This window comes from Tabrizicola sp. T46 (genome assembly GCF_057219895.1).
In genome coordinates this window covers 34,126-52,455 of record NZ_JBXVVV010000006.1, presented here as the reverse complement: position 1 = coordinate 52,455, position 18,330 = coordinate 34,126, and the positions used below count along the sequence as shown (strand labels likewise).

Below are 18,330 nucleotides of genomic sequence, written 5' to 3'. Positions count from 1 at the left end.
GTCTTACCCTCCCTCCGCCGGAACTCTGGCTTCCGGCGGGACATTGGACTTTGGCTTGCGCCGCGGGCTGCGCGGCAGGCGAATCTCGGCAAGGGCACCGGCGTGGTCGTTGCCCTCGAAAACCGGCGCATCGAGAAGGGCGAGCGTGCCGCCATGTTCCTCGATGATCTTCTTCACGATCGGAAGGCCCAGCCCGGTGCCCTTTTCGCGGGTGGTCACATAGGGCTCGAACAGCCGGGCGCGGTCGGGGGGGAGGCCGGTGCCGTTGTCGGCGATGCGGATCACGACCTCGGCCTCGGTCGCCTCCAGCGCCACGCGGATTTCCGGACGGAAATCTGTCGAAACGCCCTTTTCCTGCCGGCTTTCAATGGCTTCCCCGGCGTTCTTCATCAGGTTGGTCAGCGCCTGGCCGATCATGGTTGCGTCAAGCTCCATCGGCAGGGGATCCGACGGGATGGTGGAGACGAAGCGGACCGCGGGCTGGCCGTTTTCCTGCAGAAGCACAGCGCCTTTCAGAAGTTCGGCAAGGTCGCAGTCGCGGCGGTCGGGTTCGGGCATCCGGGCGAACTTGGAGAATTCGTCGACGATCCGGCGCAGGTCGTTCGTCTGCCGGACGATCACGTCGGTGTATTGCTCAAGGTCCTCGTGATCGCGGACCTGGGCGGAGAACTTGCGCTTGATCCGTTCGGCCGAAAGCTGGATCGGCGTGAGGGGGTTCTTGATCTCATGCGCGATGCGGCGGGCGACGTCACCCCAGGCGGCCATGCGCTGCGCCGAGACAAGCTGCGTCACGTCATCGAACGCGACGACGTAACCTTCCAGGCTGCCCTGATCCGTCCGGCGCATGCTCATGCGGACTAGGAGGCTTTCCTGCTTGCCTTTGCGGGTCAGGCGCACCTCTTCCTGGACGGCGCTGCCGGTTCCTTCGCGCAGGCGGTCGAAAAGGGCTGCGAACTCGGGCACGGCGGCCGAGATCGGCATGTCGGACTGGCCATCCTCAAGGTCCAGAAGCCGTTCGGCGGCGCGGTTGACGAAATCGATGTCGCCATCACTGTCCAGCCCGATCACCCCGGCAGTCACGTTCGAAAGGACCGAATCGAAGAGCCGCCGCCGGCGTTCGGTCTGGCGGTGGCTGTCCATCAGCGCCTCGCGCTGGCCCTTGAGCTGGCGGGTCATCTGGTTGAAGAGCCGCCCGAGCGAGGCGATTTCGTCATCGCCGTCCTCTTCGGTCACCTGCACGTCAAGATCGCCGCCCCCGACGCGTTCGGCCGCGCCCGCAAGGCGGCCCACGGGGCGCGACAGACGTTCGGCGAACCAGAGGCCCAGCCAGACCGCGGCGAGGATCAGGATCAGCGCGAAGCCAAGGTAGATGAGGCCGAAGTTGAACAGAAGTCGTCCCCGTTCGCTTTCCAGCTGGTTGTAGAGCTGCACGGTTTCCTTCGTCTCGTCGAGAAGCGAGAGGATCGAGCCGTCGACCTCACGCGTCACATAGAGGAAGCGGTCGGTGAAGCTGCTGAGGAAGACGAGCGCGCGGAATTCGTTGTTGGACCAGTCGGGGATGAGGACGGTGTTCCCCTCGCGCGCGAGGTCCAGCTGTTCCGGGGTCGGCGGTTCGAAGCCGAAGAGATAGGAGCGTTCGCCGCGGGTCCTAAGCGCGCCGGTGCTGTCGACGAGATAGGCCTCTTTCAGGCCGCGCTGGATGACCTGCTGACCCTGGCTGAGGAGCGGCCGGACCTGATCGTCACCCAGGAAGACCGCCTGCTGCTTCGCGCGGTTGAGAAAGTTGGCGAGGGCGACGGCATCTTCGGCGAGATCATTGCGCTGGACGGCCTCGTACGCTTCGGCGGCATCGAGCGATGAGCCGACGACCGAGCGCACGCGCTGGGAGAACCAGCCCTCAAGCCCGATGTTGATCGAGAGGACCGCAAAGACCGCGACGAGGACCGTCGGGATCAGGGCGATCAGCATGAAGACGCCCGAAAGCCGAAGGTGCAGGCGCGATCCGGCCGAGCGGGACCGCCGGTCGGCCATAAGCCGCATGACGCGCGCAAGGACGAGGGCCGCGATCGCAAGGACATAGATCAGGTCGGCCAGAAGGATCAGCCGCAGGACAGGCGAAGCCGCGTCCTGGTTGAAGGGTCCCATGGCAAGGAAGGTGGCAACCGCAAGGACGGGACCGAGGAAGACCAGGCCAAGAGTGACTGCCGTCTGCACCCGGCGCTGCCGTCGCAGCCGGGAAAAGCGTGCCCAGACATCGCCCTGAATGATGCGGTCCAACCGAATCCGTCCGATAGCCGGGGGTCAAGCCGCCCCCTGCCACCATATCTTGCGTCGCAGCCGGGTGAAACCGAAAAGACACGTCGCCTGTGGCTGCGTTACATCAATTTTCGCCGACGGGTCACGCGGATGTCGAGATCGGTGATCTTCTTGCGGAGCGTGTTGCGGTTGATGCCCAGAAGATCGGCACATTTCGCCTGGTTGCCGGCAGTGGCGTCGAGCGCGATCTCGATCAGCGGCAGTTCCATTTCGCGCAGGATCCGCTGGTAGACGCCTGGGGGCGGCAGCGCGCCACCATGGAGGTCAAAGTAGCGCTTGAGATGCCGGGCGACCGAGGCAGAGAGCTTTTCGCCGCTGGTGCCATCGGCGCGGGGTTCGGGGCTGGGCTGGTTGCCGAGGACCTGCTCCACCTCGCCCCGCGAAATCTCGGATTCCGAGGCGGTGACGAGAAGGCGGCGCAGGGTGTTTTCCAGCTGCCGGACGTTGCCCGGCCAGGAATAGGCGCGCACCAGTTCGGTCGCGTCGGCGGACAGACGGCGCGCGGTGCCAAGGTCACGCTCGCCCCGGGCCAGGAAATGTTCGGCCAGAAGCGGGATGTCATCCACCCGTTCGCGCAAGGAGGGCACATGCAGGGTTACACCGCCGAGACGGTAGAAGAGATCCTGGCGGAACTGACCGCCCTCCATCCGGGCGGAGAGGTCGGACTGGCTGGTGGACATGATGCGGGGGGCGTTGTCGCCAAGCAGGTCCAGCATCCGCACGACGCGCGCCTGGGCATCCTCGTCGAAATCCGCGACCTCGTCAAAGACGATGGAGCCGCCGCGCGCCTTGGCCAGAAGGGTTGAGGGGCCGTCGACGCCCTGCAGGTCGGTGGCCTGGGCCACGACGAAGGGCAGCGTGCGGCGGTCGGAAAAATCGTGGATCGCGCGGGCGATCAGCGACTTGCCGGTGCCGGATTCGCCGGTGACGAGGACGGCAAGGTCGGTGTTCATCACCCGTGCGACCAGGCGGTAAAGGGCCTGCATCGCGGGGGTGCGGCCGACGAGCGGCAGGTCGTCGCCGGCATCACGGGGGGCGACCACAACCTTCGGGGCGCGGCGCTTCTGTTCCAGCGCCTTCGACGACCGCTTCATCAGGTCGGGCAGGTCGAAGGGTTTCGGGAGGTAATCGAAAGCCTCGGCCTCGGCAGCCTGGATCGCGGTCATGATGGTGTTCTGGGCCGAGATCACGATCACCGGCAGGCCGGGGCGCATCTTGGCGATCCGGGGCAGCGCGTCGAGGCCGTTGCCGTCGGGCATGATGACGTCGGAGATTACAAGGTCACCCTTCCCTTCCTCGACCCAGCGCATAAGCGTCATCAGGCTTGAGGTCGCGTGGACCTTGCAGCCCGCGCGGGTCAGGGCCTGGGTCAGGACCGTGCGGATCGTGCGGTCGTCATCGGCGACAAGGACGGTGCCATCCATTATTTCGCTTCCTTCTTCCTGTCGCGCGGCGCCATGGGCAGCGACACGCGGAATACGGTGCGACCGGGGACGGAATCGACGGAGATCCAGCCCTCGTGGTCGGAGATGATCTTGGAGACAAGTGCGAGGCCCAGGCCGGTGCCGTTCTCGCGGCCCGAGACGAAGGGTTCGAAGATCGACGAGGCGATCTCGGGCTTGATGCCGGGGCCGTCGTCGATGATCTCGACGTTAAGGGGTAGTGCTGCGGAAGGGCCATCCTTGCGGCGGAGGCGCAGCGAAAGGTCGTAGAAGGTGTGCAGCCGGATCGTGCCGCCGGTCTTGCAGGCCTCGGCCGCGTTCTTGATGAGGTTGAGGAAGACCTGCATCAGCTGGTCGCTGTCGGCGAAGGTGGGGGGCAGCGAGGGGTCGTAATCCTCGACGATCGTCATATGCGCGGCAAAGCCGACCAGTGCGGACTTGCGGGCGCGGTCGAGCGCGTCATGGATGTTCGTGGGTTTGCGGTCGGGGGGACGGATGTTCCCGAACTGCTCCACCTGCTCCAGCAGCTTCACGATGCGGCGGGTTTCCTCGACGATGAGGTCGGTCATCTCCTGATCCTCGGTGGCAAGGTTCATCGAGAGGAGCTGGGCCGCGCCTGAGATGCCGGCGAGGGGGTTCTTGATCTCATGCGCCAGCATCTCGGCCATGCCGATGGCCGAGCGGGCGGCGGATTTCACGCCCATCGACCGGCCAAGGCGATCCGCGATTTCGCGCGGAGACAGGATCAGCATCACGACATCGGGGTTGTCGTGCATCGGCGCGAGGTGGATCGTGCACTGCACGGGCGGGCGTTCGCCGGTGGTCACGTCCACGTCATTGATGTTGAGGGGCGACTGGTTGGCGCGGGCACGGGACAGCGCCTCTTCCATCGGGGCGTCGATCGACAGCCGGTCGAAGGCAGGCTGGCCGCGGAGGGCCCGGTCCGACATGTTGAGAAAGGTCTCGGCCGCCGGATTGACCTCGAGGATCCGGGCCTGAGGGTCGATCAGCAAGGTCGGCAGGGGCAGCGAGGCCCAGATCACGCCGGGCACCGGGTAAGGCATCCGGTAGGGCGTCATGCGGCAAGCTCCAGCTCGGCGAAGGCCAGTTCGATCAGCTGGATCACCTCGGCCGGGTCGGTGGAGGTGAGGATCGCCTCGCGGGCATGTTCGAGCCCCGCTTCCTCGAGATACCAGCCAAGGTGCTTTCTTGCCATCCGAAGGCCAAGGTCGCGGCCGTAGAAAGTGAGCATGTCGTCGTAGTGATCGAGGATCATGCGGCCAAGGCGGCCGCCTTCGGGGATCTTGGGTGCAGGGGTGCCGTAAAGCTCATGCGCGACTTGGGCGAGGCGCCACGGCGCGCCTTGTGCGCCGCGCCCGATCATCACGCCGTCGGCCCCGGAAAGGCGCAGCGCCTCACGCGCGGTGGCGGTGTCGGTGATGTCGCCATTGGCGATGACGGGGATCGTCACGGCCTCTTTCACCGCGCGGATCGCGGCCCAGTTGGCGTGGCCCTTGTAGAACTGGCAGCGGGTGCGGCCGTGGATGGTGATCATCCGCACCCCTGCCCCTTCGGCGCGTCGGGCAAGCTCGGGCGCATTGTGGAGCGTGTCATCCCAGCCGAGGCGGGTTTTCAGTGTGACGGGAACCTTCACCGCCTTCACCACCGCCTCGATCAGCCTCAGCGCAAGGTCGAGGTCGCGGAGAAGCGCCGAGCCGCAGAGTCCGGTCGTCACGCGCTTCGAGGGGCAGCCCATGTTGATGTCGATAATCCGGGCGCCCTGCCCTTCGACGAACTTTGCCCCTTCGGCCATCCAGTAGGGATCGCGCCCCGCCAGCTGGACCGAGGTCGCCTGTTCGCCGAACCCAAGCTCTGCCCGGGCGCGGGCTTCGGGGCGGGCGCGCACGACCTCTTCCGAGGCGACCATCTCGCTGACCACAAGGCCGGCGCCGAACCCAGCGACCAGCCGACGGAACGGCAGGTCGGTGATCCCCGCCAGCGGAGCAAGGAAGACGGGTGGGGCAATCTCTACCGGGCCGAGGGCGATGGGCAACTGCCTGATCCTTGTGCAGACCTCTTCCTGTTAGCGCCCCGGGCAGACAGCACCAAGACGCCAGCCCCGGAATATGGCTGAAAAAGATGCGATGCACAAATTTTGAGCATATCCGCCCGGTCGCGCGCCAGATTGTCATCCCGCCCGCGAGCGACTAGCAAGGCGAGAGGGGGAGTGGCAATGGACACAGCCGTCATCATCGTGGCCGCCGGGCGGGGCACCCGCATGGGCGGCGAGGTGCCGAAGCAGTGGCGGCTTCTGGCTGGAAGGCCGGTGCTGGAGCATGCCGTGGCGGCCTTTGCCGGATTGCCCGTGGTCGTGGTGATCCACCCGGATGACCGCGCCCGGGCCGAGGGGCTGGGCGTCCGGCTGGTGGACGGCGGGGCGACGCGGGATGCGTCGGTGCTTGCGGGTCTTGCCGCGCTGGAGGGGACCGGGGTTAGTCGGGTCCTCATTCACGACGGCGCGCGGCCCCTGGTCAGCCGGGCGCTGATCGACCGGCTGATCGCGGCGCTGGACAAGCATGAGGGTGCAGCACCGGCGCTGGCCGTCACCGATGCGCTCTGGCGGGGGGACGGGGGGTTCGTCCGTGGCACCGTGGACCGGGCCGGGCTTTACCGGGCGCAGACGCCACAGGCCTTCCGCTTTGCGCCGATCCTTGCCGCCCACCGTGCCCATCCAGGCGGGGCGCTGGATGATGTCGAGGTGGCGCGTGCGGCGGGCCTTGACGTCGCGATCGTCGAGGGCGACGAGACCAATCTGAAGCTGACCTTCCCCGGCGACTTTTCCCGGGCCGAGGCGATCCTGCGGAGGCGAGACATGGATGTGCGCTTGGGTAACGGCTACGACGTGCACGCCTTCTGCGAGGGCGACCATGTGTGGCTGTGCGGCGTGAAGGTTCCGCACACCCGGGGGCTGCTTGGCCATTCGGATGCCGATGTGGGAATGCATGCCCTGACCGACGCGATCTATGGTGCCTTGGCGATGGGCGACATCGGCCGCCACTTTCCGCCAAGCGATCCGCAATGGAAGGGCGCGGCGAGCCATATCTTCCTGTCCCACGCCATGGAGTTGGCCCGTTCGCAGGGTTACGCGTTGGCGAATTGCGATGTGACGCTGGTCTGTGAGCGTCCGAAGATCGGCCCGCATGCCATTGACATGAAATCCGAATTGGCGCGGATCATGGAGGTCGAGGTGGGCCGCGTGTCCGTCAAGGCCACCACCTCCGAAAGGCTGGGGTTCACCGGGCGCGAGGAAGGCATCGCGGCGCTTGCCACCGCCACGCTGGTCAAGGCATGAGCGCGCTGATCGCGACCTTCTTCGGCAGTGGGCATCTCCGGCCCGCCTCAGGTACCTGGGCGAGTGCGATCACTGTGGCGCTGGGGGTTGCGGCCTATCAGGCCGGATGGGCTTTGGCCGTGCCGGTCGCCTGCGTCATCGCCACGCTGGCGGGGTTCTGGGCCGTGCCGCGCTATCTGCGCGCCAAAGGGGGCGAGGATCCTTCGGAAGTGGTGATCGACGAGGTGGCGGGGCAGCTTCTGGCGCTTTCCTTCACCGTCATTCCGTTGTGGCGGCATGGGGTCGAGGACCTGTTCCTTGCAGCCTGGCCGGGCTGGGTGGTGCCGTTCCTGCTGTTCCGCCTTTTCGACATCTGGAAGCCCTGGCTTGTCGGGCGGGCCGACCGGATGGAGGCGACCGCCGGGGTCATGCTGGATGACCTTTGGGCCGGGCTGTTCGCCGGGATCGGCTCGGTCGCGCTGGCCGGGCTTTACCACGGGTTGCTTCAGTGAACGTGGCCGATCTTCTGACCCGGGCACGGGCAAAGGGGATGCGGATCGCTACGGCGGAGAGCTGCACCGGCGGGATGGTCGCCGCGGCGCTGACTGACATTGCCGGGTCGTCCGACGTGTTCGACCGGGGCTACGTCACCTATTCCAACGCCGCGAAGGTGGCGATGCTGGGGGTCAGGCCGGAGACACTGGCTGCCCATGGTGCCGTGTCCGAAGCGGTGGCGGAGGAGATGGCCCTGGGCGCGCTGAGGCAGTCGGAGGCAGGTCTTGCCGTCTCGATCACCGGCATCGCGGGACCGGGCGGGTCGGAGTTCAAGCCCGAGGGGCGGGTTTGCTTTGGTCTTGCCACCCGGACAGCCGTCAGGGTGGAGACGGTCGAGTTCGGGGCGCTGGGGCGGGCACGGGTCCGGAAGGCCGCAACAGAGCACGCGCTTGAACTTTTGTCGGCTGCGCTGGGGTAATGACGGCGCTGGGGCGCGCCTAGGGATGCAGGGCGAAGAAGCGGAGGATCTCGGTGTTCGCATCGATCTCCCGTGTCTTGCCTTCGGTCAGCCGCGCTTTCCGCCCGCCCGGCCAGTGATGGGCTCCACCTTCGACCGTGATCAGGCGCAGGACCACCCTGCCCTTCCTGCTGTGGTCGGTCACCGTCACCGAAGTGCCATCGTCGTGGCGGTCGATGCGGCGGCTCGCGGTTTCAACCGACGCCCAGGGGGCGAGGAAAGCCGCGACCACCGAAGGCACGGAGGCAAAGTCGGTGCGGGTCAGGCTGGCATCCCCCCTGCCACCGGCATAGGGCACCATGGCGTCCGCTGTCCCATGGATGATGAGCGCCGGCACCGGACCGGCGATGCGGGTCGCCCCGGTATCCATTGTGCCGGCAATCCCGGCCACCGCCCGCACCTTGCCCGGGTTCCGGGCGGCGAAAGTCTCGGCCATGATCGACCCGTTGGACATGCCGGTCAGGTAGACGCGGCGCGGATCAAGCCCGTAGCGCTGCGCTGCATCCCGGATGACCGCCGCGAGGAACGCCTGGTCATCCACACGCCTCCGCGCGGCATAGCCGCAGCAGTAGCCGCCGTTCCAGGTCAGAAGCGCGTCACCCCGGCGCCCGCTGCCAGCGGGAAAGGCGACGGCATAGCCCTCGCGCAAGGCGGCGCGTGCCAGGCCCGAGGCGCGGGCGAACTGGTCGGGCGAACCGCCGCCACCGTGCAGCGCCAGGATCAGCGGTGCGCCCTTCGGGTCAGGCGGAAGCGCGATCTCGTAGAACCTGTCGCCAATGCGGACGGTTTCCGCGGCAAGGGAGGCGGGCGAGAGGGCGAGAAGGATCAGGGTCAGGATCACGCGCATCGGGGGGCCTTCGGTCTTGGGACGTGGCGATCCCTGATACGCGGGGCCGCGCCGGTTCCGGCGCGGTCAGAGCGGCGCGGGGCCGTAAAGTTCGGCCGCGCGGCGTTCGAAGGCGCGCACGATCCGCAGCATCGCGTCGTTGAAGACCAGCCCGATGATCCCCTGAAGGATCGCATTGCGGAACTCGAAGTCGACGTGGAAGTCGACCTCGCAGCCGCCGGGGATGTCGCGGAAAGCCCAGGTGGACTGCATGTGGTGGAAGGGGCCGTCCAAATATTCGGTCTCGATCCGCCCCTGCTCGGGCCAGAGGGTGACGCGGCTGGTGAAGCGCTCGCGGAAGACCTTGAACGAGATCACGAGGTCGGCCTCCATCACCTCGCCACCGCCTTCGATCGGCTTGCGCGTGCGGATACGGGCGGCCGAGTTCCAGGGCAGGAACTTCGGATAGGACGCCACATCGGCCACCAGGTCGTACATCTGGCGGGCGGTGTAGGGCAGGCGCTTGGTCTCGGAATGGGTGGGCATGGGCTGTGCTGCGAAACGTATCACCCATGTCGCGCGTCGGATGGCAGGGGTCAAGCCGTGACTGCGCCGCAGGTTACCGGACAAGCCCCGATGAGAATCATTTCGGAACTGTTGCCGACATGCGATCAGACAGGCGCCCCATGCCAGACCAAGGACCTGCGGATGCCTGAACGCCCCGTCGAGAAAGCCCCAGCGCCGCCTTACGTGATCGACCAGATGATCAGCGCCAAGGCGATTGCCGCCCGGGTCGAGGCCCTGGCGCGCGAGATCACCCGGCATTTCAAGGGCACCGACAAGCTGGTGGTCGTGGGGCTTCTGCGCGGGTCATTCGTGTTCATCGCCGACCTCGTGCGCGAGATCGACCTGCCGGTCGAAGTCGATTTCCTGGAGGCGTCATCCTATGGCGATGCCATGCAATCCAGCCGCGAGGTCCGCATCCTGAAGGACCTGCGCGGCGAGATCGCGGGGCGCGACGTGCTGGTGGTGGAGGATATCGTCGATACCGGGTTCACCTTGCACCATGTCATCCATCTTCTGAAGGCGCGGGAACCTGCGCGGCTGAAGGTCTGCGCGCTTCTGGACAAGCCCTCGCGCCGGGAGGTGCCGGTCAAGGCCGACTGGACCGGGTTCGAGATCCCGGACGAATTCGTCGTGGGCTATGGAATCGACTTTGCCCAGAGGAACCGGAACCTGCCCTACATCGGCAAGGTGCGCTTCACGGGGTCGGGCGCATGAACATACAGGGCTGGCTTCTGCGGGCGTCGCGATGGGCGCGGAACCCGCCGTCGGAGGGTCGAGTCAAGCTTGTCCTTGGCGTGGTCGCGATCTGCCTTGTCATCGTCGGGATCGAATGGCTGTTCGGCTGGCCCGACTGGCTGACCGTGAACCGCATAAGCGCGAACCCGTGACTGGACAGCTCGACCGCCTTCGGTAGGCTGCCGGGACCGAAGCGGGAAGGGATAGCTCATGCGGATCTTGCGGTTGCTGGTGGCCTTGGCCCTGATCGGGGCGATGGGACTTTGGTTTCTGGCGCGGCCCTCGGGGCTTTCTGAAGCAGCGGTGGCCGGGCTTGCAGGCGATGCGACGAAGGGCGAGCTTGTCTTCTGGGCCTCGGGTTGCGCGTCCTGCCACATGGCAGAGGGCGCGAAGGGCGAGGCGCAGCTGGTGCTGACTGGGGGGCAGCGGTTCCCGTCGGATTTCGGCACTTTCATCGCCCCGAACATCAGCCAGGACCCGGAACAGGGGATCGGGGGATGGAGCCTTCTTGATCTGGCCAATGCCCTGACCCGGGGCGTCAGCCCGGGTGGCGAGCATTACTACCCCGCCCTGCCGTATGCGTCATACGCCAAGATGCAGCTGCAGGACGTGGCGGACCTTCACGCCTTCCTCCAGACCCTGCCCTCTGACCCGACGTTAAGCCAGCCGCATGAACTGGCCTTTCCGTTTTCTCTGCGCCAGACCATCGGGGTCTGGAAACTGCTTTATCTGAACGACGACTGGGCGATCCCGGGATCCCTGACGCCCACCGCCGAACGCGGGCGCTATGTGGCCGAGGCGATGGCGCATTGCGGCGAGTGCCACACGCCGCGGACGGCCCTGGGCGGCATGGACACGGCCCGCTGGCTGGGCGGGGCGCCCAATCCGTCCGGCCAGGGACGGATTCCGAACATCACGCCGGCCAAGCTGGGCTGGACCGCGCCGGACATCGTGCAGTACCTCACGACCGGCTTCACGCCCGAATTCGACAGCGTGGGCGGGCACATGGCCCATGTGGTCGAGAACATGGCGCGGCTGCCGGAAAGCGACCGGCAGGCGGTGGCGGAGTATCTGCTGGCCGTGCCGGACGTGGAGTAATCGCGATTAACCGGGCGTTTACCTGTGCGGTACAAATTGCCGTGCATGAAGCTTTCGCAATCCCGCATCTCGGATCCTGACGGCTGGATCGACCTGGTCTTCTCGGCAAATGCCGCACAGGGCGGTGTCGTCCGCCGCGCGATCGGTTGGGTGGCTACCTAGGTGGGGCATGACCGCTTCGTGGCGGAAGTGCAGAAGCGGGGGTTTCACCTGCTTCTCACCCAGACGCAATACATCGTGATCGGCAATGCGGGCCCGGTTCGGATGCTCTTCTGATTATCGCAGAAAATCAGTGCACGAGTTTTCTGCGAAAACTCGCGGTCAGCCCCGGCCGGCCTGGCGCGCGGCGCGCATGCGGGCGAAATCGTCGCCAGCATGGTAGGACGAGCGTGTCAGTGGCGTCGCCGAGACCATGAGGAACCCCTTGCCCCAGGCGGCGGTCTCATAGGCCTTGAACTCCTCGGGGGTGACGAAGCGAGCGACCGCGTGATGTTTCGGTGTCGGCTGAAGATACTGACCGATGGTCAGGAAATCGACATCGGCCGAGCGCATGTCATCCATCACCTGCGCCACCGCCTGACGGTCCTCGCCCAGACCAACCATGATGCCGGACTTGGTGAACATCGTCGGATCAAGCTCCTTCACCCGCTGCAAGAGGCGCAGCGAGTGGAAATAGCGGGCGCCCGGCCGGACCTCGGGGTAAAGGCCGGGGACGGTTTCAAGGTTGTGGTTCAGCACGTCGGGACGCGCAGCGACAACGGTTTCCAGCGCCTCGGGTCCGCAGCGCAGAAAATCCGGGATCAGCACCTCAATCGTCGTTTCGGGGCGCCGGTGCCGGATCGCGCGGATCGTCTGGGCGAAATGCTCGGCCCCGCCATCGGCCAGGTCATCGCGGTCGACGGACGTGACAACCACATGGCTCAGCCCAAGCTCGGCCACCGCATGGGCCACGCGGCCCGGCTCGAAGGCGTCGAGCGCCTGTGGCTTGCCGGTGGCCACGTTGCAGAAGGTGCAGCCGCGCGTGCAGATCTCGCCCATGATCATCATGGTGGCGTGACCCTGGCTCCAGCATTCGCCGACGTTCGGGCAGCCGGCCTCTTCGCAGACGGTGACGAGCTTCTTCTCGCGCAGGATGTCGCGGGTGCGCTTGTAGCCGTCCGATGTCGGCGCCTTCACCCGAATCCATGCGGGCTTCTTCGGCTGGAGGTTGTCCGGCCGATGCGCCTTTTCCGGGTGGCGTTCGTCGGGAAGCTTCAGGTCACGCATCGGAAAACCTTTAGACCGTTTCAATCGCACGAAAAGCGTTCGCGATTTCAGCGTCCCGTGTAATCTGTGCAGGCGTAAGACGCAACGGCAACTGCCTTGCAGGGGCTGCAACACGGCAATGAACCGGAGCCCATCGCAGGTCCGGTCAGTAAGAGGGAACGGAATGTCCAAGAAACTTATCGCCGAAGTGATCGGCACCTTCATCCTTGTCTTCTTCGGCTGCGGCGCTGCGGTGATCGCCGCTGGGGTTACGGGGGCCGCCGGTTTTCCGGTTGGCATCGGCTACACCGGCATCTCGCTGGCCTTCGGCCTGGCGATCGTTGCGGCCGCCTATGGCCTTGGTGCCATCTCGGGGGCGCATCTCAACCCGGCGGTGTCGCTGGGCATGCTATTGGCGGGCCGGATCGACGCGGGCACCTTCGTCGGTTACGCGATTGCCCAGGTCATCGGGGCCATCCTTGGGGCGGCAGTCCTTTACCTGATCGCCTCGGGCTCTGCCGGCTGGTCGGGCAGCATGGGCGCCAATGGCTGGGGTCCGGGATACCTGGGTGAATACTCGCTGGTCGCGGCCTTCACATTCGAACTGGTGATGACCTTCATCTTCGTGACCGTGATTCTGGGGGCCACCGACAAGGCCGCCCCGGCGGCGATGGCGGGGCTTGCCATCGGCCTGACGCTGACCGCGATCCACCTTGTTGGGATCAACGTCACGGGCGTGTCGGTCAACCCGGCGCGGTCGATCGGACCGGCGCTTTTCGCGGGTGGGACTGCCCTCTCGCAGCTCTGGCTCTTCATCGTCGCCCCCCTGCTTGGCGGCGCGATCGCCGGGATCGTGCATGCCGCTGGTCTGACCCGCGCGGACTGAGGCAAAAGACCGCCTGCGGTTCCCTTGACCTTGATCAGGGTCAAGGGAGCCGCCCCCGGTTCGTGCGATGAAGCGGGCGAACCGAAGGACACGACGGCCTGACCATGACCACACCCGAGCTTTCCCTGGCGATCCTTGCCCTTCTCCTGACGCCGGGGCCGACAAATTCGCTGATGCTTCTGGCCGGGGCCGAGCGAGGGCTTTGGGGCGCAGGCCGGTTGATCCCGGTCGAGCTTGCCGGATATCTGATCACCGTCGTCCCGTTGGCCCTGGTCGGGGACTCCGTGCTGGAAGCCTGGCCGGGACTGCACGCGGCGGTCACACTGGCAGCGGCACTTTGGGTGGCGGTGCTGGCACTGCGGCTTTGGCGTCTGCCGGATATTGCGACGGCGGCAACGGTCGGGGCGCGCACGCTTTTCGTCACCACGGCGCTCAATCCCAAGGCGCTGATCTTCGGACTGGTCCTGTTGCCTTCCCCCAACCACCTTGCCGGGAACCTGATCCTTTTTGCCGGTCTTGTGGTCGGGGCGGCGCTTCTTTGGGCCGGGTTCGGCGCGATGGTGCGGCGGGGGTCCCCGGGCCAGCCACCACTTCTTTTCCTATTGCGGCGGCTGGCTTCGGTCGCGCTGGCGGCGATGTCGGTTCTTCTGGTCCTGCGCGGACTCCAGGCCTGAACTTCAACCGATCAACGGGCCTGACGGGCCGTAGGTCTCGTCATAGTGCCGGCGCAGACGCATCAGCGCGATGCGCAGCACGATCTTGCCAGACCGGGCCGCCCAACCCAGCCGCTTTTCGGCAACTTCCAGCCCTTCCAGAAAGCAGCAGCAGCGCAAGGCGAAATCGCCAAGACCGGGGCCAAGGTCGCGCAGCGCCGCGGCCACCCGGGCGCGGGCGCGGCCCGGCCCCTCGGCCAGGCCGCTGTTGGGCTGAAAGCCGCCCCGGTCGCCCGCCGTCAGGAAACGGTCCCAGTTCTGGGCCACGCGCGGCCCCATCTGCGCCAGTTCGAAATCCTCGCGCAGCCGTTCGGCGGCATCGACCACTTCCGGCTGCAGGAAGGACTTGCCGTCGCGATCCAGCCTGCGGCCAAGCAGCGCCACCGGGCTTTCCGCCACATTGTAGCGGACGCGCTGCGATCCTCCGTCCTCTACGACCTCGCGCTCGTCCCAATGGCGATGCTGGTCGGCAAAGGGCGCGGCAGCCTCGCCCAGGCCCTGACGGCGGCGGTCATCCTCACCCGTCATCCGCTTCAGCGCCGCACGCCCTGCCCCGGTGATTTCGTGGGTCGAGACCCGCCCCGCCTTCCGGCAGGCGATCCAGTCCTTCAGGATGCAGGCCTGCGCCACGGCGCGGTCGATGACCGCCGTCCGCAGCGAGCGGCCGTCGGGAAGCTCGCGCAGGATGACGGCCTTTTCCATGTCGGGGGCGATGGCCATCAGGGCACCGGGTTCCACCAGCCGGCGCAGAACCCAGCGCCCCTCACGCGTCAGGACGGCTTCATCGGTCAGATCGGGCACAAGGCCGGAACGGAGCTGGGCAGACATGGGCTGATCCTATCGGGCTGGGTCATCAGGGGCGCGGTGGGAATAGTGGGAGAGCGCAGCCAGAGCCTCGTCCATCAGCGGGTCCTCACGGCGGACCTCGAACCGGCGCACCTGCCGCAGGATCGTCGAGGCATGCAGGCCCTCGCGTCGGGCGATGGCCCGAAACGAGGTCCCTTCTTCGACATGATCAAGGTACAGGCGCACCGCCGAGGGAAGCCAGGCGGGCAAGATGGCGGCAGTCAGGTCTGACAATTCATTCGTCCCGTACTAGTCCACACCAAGGGTGTGCTGAGTCCAGCCTTGGACTGATGCAACCTTGGGTGGAATTGGTTACCTGTTCGTTAAGCTTTCGGCCTGCCTTAACAATTGACGGGATTTCCTAAACCTTTCGGTAACCTCCGCACGCTGCGGCGTAGCGAACGCAACGCCAGGTTGTTTCATCCGATAGTGGCCCCGGTCCAGTAACGGAGGGTCACCATGTCGGATTTTCGGATGATGCTTGCCAACCTGCGCCGCCCGCGGCTTCTGATGCATGCGGCAAGGTTCGGCCTTGGCGATTACCGGCGCGAGCGTGACCTGAAGCGGTTGGTCGACGGTGCCGCCTCACCGGAAGAGACGGTGCCGCGGCTGCTGTCGGTCGAGGAAGCGCTGGAGGCGACCCGGCTTGCAGGAGATGCCAGCTATTCCGCGGCCCGCCATATCGACGTGCTGATCGCCCTTCTGGCCGAGGTGCGGATGCTGCGCCGGGGCGGGTTGGTCTAGCGGTCAGCGCGCGCGCAGGGCGAAGCCGATCGCATTGCAGATCAGCCGCCCGACGACATTGGCCGAAAGACCAAGCGGGTCCTGGCCGGGCACGAGTTCCACGACCGAGAACCCGGCCAGACCCTTGCGGCGGATCGCAGCGGCAATCAGGTCCGCCACCTCCTCGAACCGGAAGCCGCCGGGGGTCGGCGCGTTCACCGCCGGGCAGACGGACGGATCAAAGGCATCGGCATCGACCTGTATCACCAGCCGCCCGCCCTCGGGCAGCGACTGTGCCAGTGCCGCCATCCCTGTCGCCCGCGCCTCGCGCACGGTGATCAGCCTGGCGCCCCAGGCGAGCGCGGCCTCGACCTCCTCGGGCCGGGCCGAGCCGACGCCGCGCATCCCGACCTGGGTGATCGATCGCACAAAGGGCAGTTCCGACGCCCGCCGCATGGTCGAGGAATAGCCGTCCCGCACCCCGCCCAAACTGTCGCGCCAGTCGATATGGGCGTCGATCTGCAGGACATCGACAGGACCGATATCGGCAAAAGCGCGCAGGAAGGGAACCGGAACGGAATCGTCCCCGCCGATCATGACCGGGAATGCCCCGGCCGACAGGATGCCGCGGGTCGCGTTCTCGATGCGGGCGCGGTTCCCGGCGCCATCCTCAGCCCCGGCCAGATCACCAAGATCGACCAGCCGCGCGCCTGGCGGCAGGAGCGAACCACCAAGGTCGAAGTCGTAATGCGTGATGTCGGTCGAAGATTGGTTCACCGCCGCCCGAACCGCCTCGGGCGCGTCGGAGCTTGCGGTGCCAAGGGTGTAACCGACCTCACCCTTCGGCGGATAGGGCGTGCCATGGCCAGCCCCGAAGATGACGGCATCACCGGCACGCAGGCCGTCGATCCCGACGACGGGCTGGTCAAGAAAGCTGCGCTTGGGGGGCGAGAACATGGCACCTCCGGATCATGGGGACCATCGTTCAGGCGGACGGATCGACGCTGATGCCAGCGTAGGTCCGCCCGTTTCCGTCCGTCAAGCCTCAGATGAACGCGTCCGGCATTTCGGCCTTGCGGTTGGCGACGAAAGCCTCCAGCGCCTCGCGCACCCCTTCGTCCAGCGCCGGCGGCTGGTAGTCGGCCAGCTGCTTTGCCACCCGCTCGGTCGCCAGGGCCTGCGTGTCGCGGCTGCCTTCCTCGGCCCAGGTCTCGAAGGGCTTGTAGTCCAGAAGGTCCGACCGCCAGAAGGCCGACTTGAAGTTCGCCTGGGTGTGCGAGCAGCCGAGGTAATGCCCGCCGGGACCAACCTCGCGGATCGCATCCATCGCCTGGCCGTTCGTATCCATCATGATGCCCTGGGCAAGATGGTGGAGCGTACCGAGCTGGTCGGCGTCCATCACGAACTTCTCGTAAGAGCTGACAAGCCCCCCCTCCAGCCAGCCGCAGGCGTGCAGCATGAAGTTCACGCCCGCCAGCAGCGCCATGTTCAGGCTGTTCGCCGTCTCGTAGGCCGCCTGCGCATCAGGGAGCTTGGAGCCGCAGAACGACCCACCCGACCGGTAGGGCAGGTTCATCCTCCGGGCAAGCTGCCCCGCGCCATAGGTGATATGCGCGGCTTCCGGCGTCCCGAAGGTCGGCGCGCCCGAGTTCATGTCGATCGAGGTCACGAAGGCGCCGAAGATCACCGGCGCGCCGGGGCGGACGAGCTGGGAATAAGCGACACCCGCCAGCACCTCGGCCAGGACCTGCGTCAGCGTGCCCGCGACCGTGACCGGGGCCATTGCCCCGCCGACGATGAAGGGGCTGATGATCGCGGCCTGGTTCGCACGGGCATAAACCTCGAGCGCGCCCATCATGATGCCATCGAAGGTCAGGGGCGAGTTGATGTTGATGAGGGAGGTCATCACCGTGTTCTGGTCGACGAAGTCATCCCCGAACAGGATCTTCGACATCGCCACGGAATCGGCGGCGCGCGTGGGTTCGGTGACCGACCCCATGTAGGGCTTGTCGCTGAGGGTCATGTGCGCAAGCAGCATATCGAGATGGCGCTTGTTCACCGGGATATCAGTCGGCTCACACACCGTGCCGCCCGAGTGGTGCAGCCATTTCGACATGTAGCCGAGCTTCACAAAGTTCTGGAAATCATGCAGCGTCGCATAGCGCCGCCCGCCCGCGGCATCGCGCACGAACGGGGGGCCGTAGACCGGCGCGAGGACAAGGTTCTTGCCGCCGACCTCGACGTTCCGTTCCGGGTTCCGGGCGTGTTGCGTGAAAGAAGACGGCGCGGTGGCACACAGTTTCCGCGCGAGGCCGCGCGGAATATGCACCCGCTCGCCCTTCACATCCGCCCCCGCCGCGCGCCACAGGTCCAGCGCGCCGGGGTTCTCGACAAAATTCACGCCGATCTCTTCCAGCACCATCTCGGCGTTCCATTCGATGATCTGAAGCGCCTCTTCGTTCAGGATCTCGAAATTCGGGATGTTGCGCTGGATGAAGCGGGCGCTTTCGAAGCTGACCGCCGTCCGCTCTGCCCGGCGGCTGGCCCCGCCCCCGCTGCGCGCCCTGCGTCCTGCCAATTCGTTCATCTC

At 66.5% G+C, this 18,330-nt stretch carries 18 protein-coding genes and 1 pseudogene; 9 read left to right on the top strand and 10 right to left on the bottom strand.

The window, feature by feature from the left end; genetic code table 11:
* Positions 1 to 3: 3 nt before the first annotated feature.
* The 4 genes from AC2D9V_RS17260 to dusB form a co-directional block, all read right to left on the bottom strand.
* Positions 4 to 2,277, bottom strand: coding sequence for a sensor histidine kinase NtrY-like (locus tag AC2D9V_RS17260; RefSeq protein ID WP_484715330.1), 2,274 nt, complete (start codon positions 2,275 to 2,277; stop codon positions 4 to 6).
* 98 nt (positions 2,278 to 2,375) lie between these two features.
* Positions 2,376 to 3,740 carry a response regulator gene (locus tag AC2D9V_RS17255; protein ID WP_484715329.1) on the bottom strand — a complete coding sequence of 455 codons (1,365 nt, stop codon included), beginning with the start codon at positions 3,738 to 3,740 and terminating at the stop codon, positions 2,376 to 2,378.
* Positions 3,740 to 4,837 (bottom strand): two-component system sensor histidine kinase NtrB, encoded by a 1,098-nt coding sequence (locus tag AC2D9V_RS17250; RefSeq protein ID WP_484715328.1) that lies wholly within the window; start codon positions 4,835 to 4,837, stop codon positions 3,740 to 3,742. Before AC2D9V_RS17250 ends, AC2D9V_RS17255 begins: the two co-directional genes overlap by 1 nt.
* On the bottom strand, positions 4,834 to 5,811 hold the full coding sequence (dusB, locus tag AC2D9V_RS17245) for a tRNA dihydrouridine synthase DusB (protein WP_484715327.1): 978 nt from the start codon (positions 5,809 to 5,811) through the stop codon (positions 4,834 to 4,836). Before dusB ends, AC2D9V_RS17250 begins: the two co-directional genes overlap by 4 nt.
* Before the next feature lie 180 nt (positions 5,812 to 5,991).
* On the opposite strand from dusB, the gene AC2D9V_RS17240 reads away from it, so the two are divergent.
* From AC2D9V_RS17240 to AC2D9V_RS17230, 3 genes are read left to right on the top strand one after another with little or no spacing between them, the layout of a single operon-like run.
* Positions 5,992 to 7,110 carry a bifunctional 2-C-methyl-D-erythritol 4-phosphate cytidylyltransferase/2-C-methyl-D-erythritol 2,4-cyclodiphosphate synthase gene (locus tag AC2D9V_RS17240; RefSeq protein ID WP_484715326.1) on the top strand — a complete coding sequence of 373 codons (1,119 nt, stop codon included), beginning with the start codon at positions 5,992 to 5,994 and terminating at the stop codon, positions 7,108 to 7,110.
* Positions 7,107 to 7,601, top strand: a complete 495-nt coding sequence (locus tag AC2D9V_RS17235) for a phosphatidylglycerophosphatase A family protein (RefSeq protein ID WP_484715325.1) — start codon at positions 7,107 to 7,109, stop codon at positions 7,599 to 7,601. Before AC2D9V_RS17240 ends, AC2D9V_RS17235 begins: the two co-directional genes overlap by 4 nt.
* A complete protein-coding gene (locus AC2D9V_RS17230; RefSeq protein WP_484715324.1) occupies positions 7,598 to 8,062 on the top strand; it encodes a CinA family protein in 465 nt (154 codons plus the stop codon). Before AC2D9V_RS17235 ends, AC2D9V_RS17230 begins: the two co-directional genes overlap by 4 nt.
* 19 nt (positions 8,063 to 8,081) lie before the next feature.
* On the opposite strand, the gene AC2D9V_RS17225 is transcribed toward AC2D9V_RS17230, so the two are convergent.
* Together AC2D9V_RS17225 and AC2D9V_RS17220 are read right to left on the bottom strand one after the other, a co-directional pair.
* Complete coding sequence (locus AC2D9V_RS17225; RefSeq protein ID WP_484715323.1) at positions 8,082 to 8,948, bottom strand: CE1 family esterase; 867 nt, start codon at positions 8,946 to 8,948, stop codon at positions 8,082 to 8,084.
* A 66-nt stretch (positions 8,949 to 9,014) separates the two neighbouring features.
* Entirely contained in the window at positions 9,015 to 9,473 is a 459-nt protein-coding gene (locus tag AC2D9V_RS17220) for a type II toxin-antitoxin system RatA family toxin (RefSeq protein ID WP_484715322.1), read from the bottom strand.
* Positions 9,474 to 9,635: 162 nt separating this feature from the next.
* Here AC2D9V_RS17220 and hpt point away from each other — a divergent pair, with 162 nt between their 5' ends.
* Genes hpt through AC2D9V_RS17205 form a run of 3 tightly spaced genes read left to right on the top strand, consistent with a single transcriptional unit; the run spans position 9,636 to position 11,327 of the window.
* Entirely contained in the window at positions 9,636 to 10,208 is a 573-nt protein-coding gene (hpt, locus tag AC2D9V_RS17215) for a hypoxanthine phosphoribosyltransferase (RefSeq protein ID WP_484715321.1), read from the top strand.
* Positions 10,205 to 10,381: a hypothetical protein gene (locus AC2D9V_RS17210; RefSeq protein WP_484715320.1), complete on the top strand. Its 177-nt coding sequence runs from the start codon at positions 10,205 to 10,207 to the stop codon at positions 10,379 to 10,381. Before hpt ends, AC2D9V_RS17210 begins: the two co-directional genes overlap by 4 nt.
* Before the next feature lie 58 nt (positions 10,382 to 10,439).
* Positions 10,440 to 11,327, top strand: a complete 888-nt coding sequence (locus AC2D9V_RS17205; RefSeq protein ID WP_484715319.1) for a c-type cytochrome — start codon at positions 10,440 to 10,442, stop codon at positions 11,325 to 11,327.
* Between the two features lie 321 nt (positions 11,328 to 11,648).
* On the opposite strand, the gene lipA is transcribed toward AC2D9V_RS17205, so the two are convergent.
* Positions 11,649 to 12,593 carry a lipoyl synthase gene (gene lipA, locus AC2D9V_RS17200; protein ID WP_484715318.1) on the bottom strand — a complete coding sequence of 315 codons (945 nt, stop codon included), beginning with the start codon at positions 12,591 to 12,593 and terminating at the stop codon, positions 11,649 to 11,651.
* Between the two features lie 163 nt (positions 12,594 to 12,756).
* Between lipA and aqpZ the strand changes: the two genes are divergently transcribed.
* Together aqpZ and AC2D9V_RS17190 are read left to right on the top strand one after the other, a co-directional pair.
* Positions 12,757 to 13,458: an aquaporin Z gene (gene aqpZ / locus AC2D9V_RS17195; protein WP_484715317.1), complete on the top strand. Its 702-nt coding sequence runs from the start codon at positions 12,757 to 12,759 to the stop codon at positions 13,456 to 13,458.
* 104 nt (positions 13,459 to 13,562) lie between these two features.
* Positions 13,563 to 14,132: a hypothetical protein gene (locus tag AC2D9V_RS17190; RefSeq protein ID WP_484715316.1), complete on the top strand. Its 570-nt coding sequence runs from the start codon at positions 13,563 to 13,565 to the stop codon at positions 14,130 to 14,132.
* Positions 14,133 to 14,135: 3 nt separating this feature from the next.
* Here AC2D9V_RS17190 and AC2D9V_RS17185 read toward each other — a convergent pair.
* Positions 14,136 to 15,251: pseudogene (locus AC2D9V_RS17185) on the bottom strand (DUF6456 domain-containing protein).
* Positions 15,252 to 15,476: 225 nt separating this feature from the next.
* Between AC2D9V_RS17185 and AC2D9V_RS17180 the strand changes: the two are divergent.
* Complete coding sequence (locus AC2D9V_RS17180) at positions 15,477 to 15,761, top strand: DUF6477 family protein (protein WP_484715315.1); 285 nt, start codon at positions 15,477 to 15,479, stop codon at positions 15,759 to 15,761.
* A gap of 3 nt (positions 15,762 to 15,764) precedes the next feature.
* Here AC2D9V_RS17180 and AC2D9V_RS17175 read toward each other — a convergent pair whose 3' ends face one another.
* Both AC2D9V_RS17175 and AC2D9V_RS17170 read right to left on the bottom strand, forming a co-directional pair.
* Positions 15,765 to 16,697: an arginase family protein gene (locus AC2D9V_RS17175; RefSeq protein WP_484715314.1), complete on the bottom strand. Its 933-nt coding sequence runs from the start codon at positions 16,695 to 16,697 to the stop codon at positions 15,765 to 15,767.
* Positions 16,698 to 16,785: 88 nt separating this feature from the next.
* Positions 16,786 to 18,327: a trimethylamine methyltransferase family protein gene (locus AC2D9V_RS17170; protein WP_484715313.1), complete on the bottom strand. Its 1,542-nt coding sequence runs from the start codon at positions 18,325 to 18,327 to the stop codon at positions 16,786 to 16,788.
* Positions 18,328 to 18,330 lie beyond the last annotated feature (3 nt).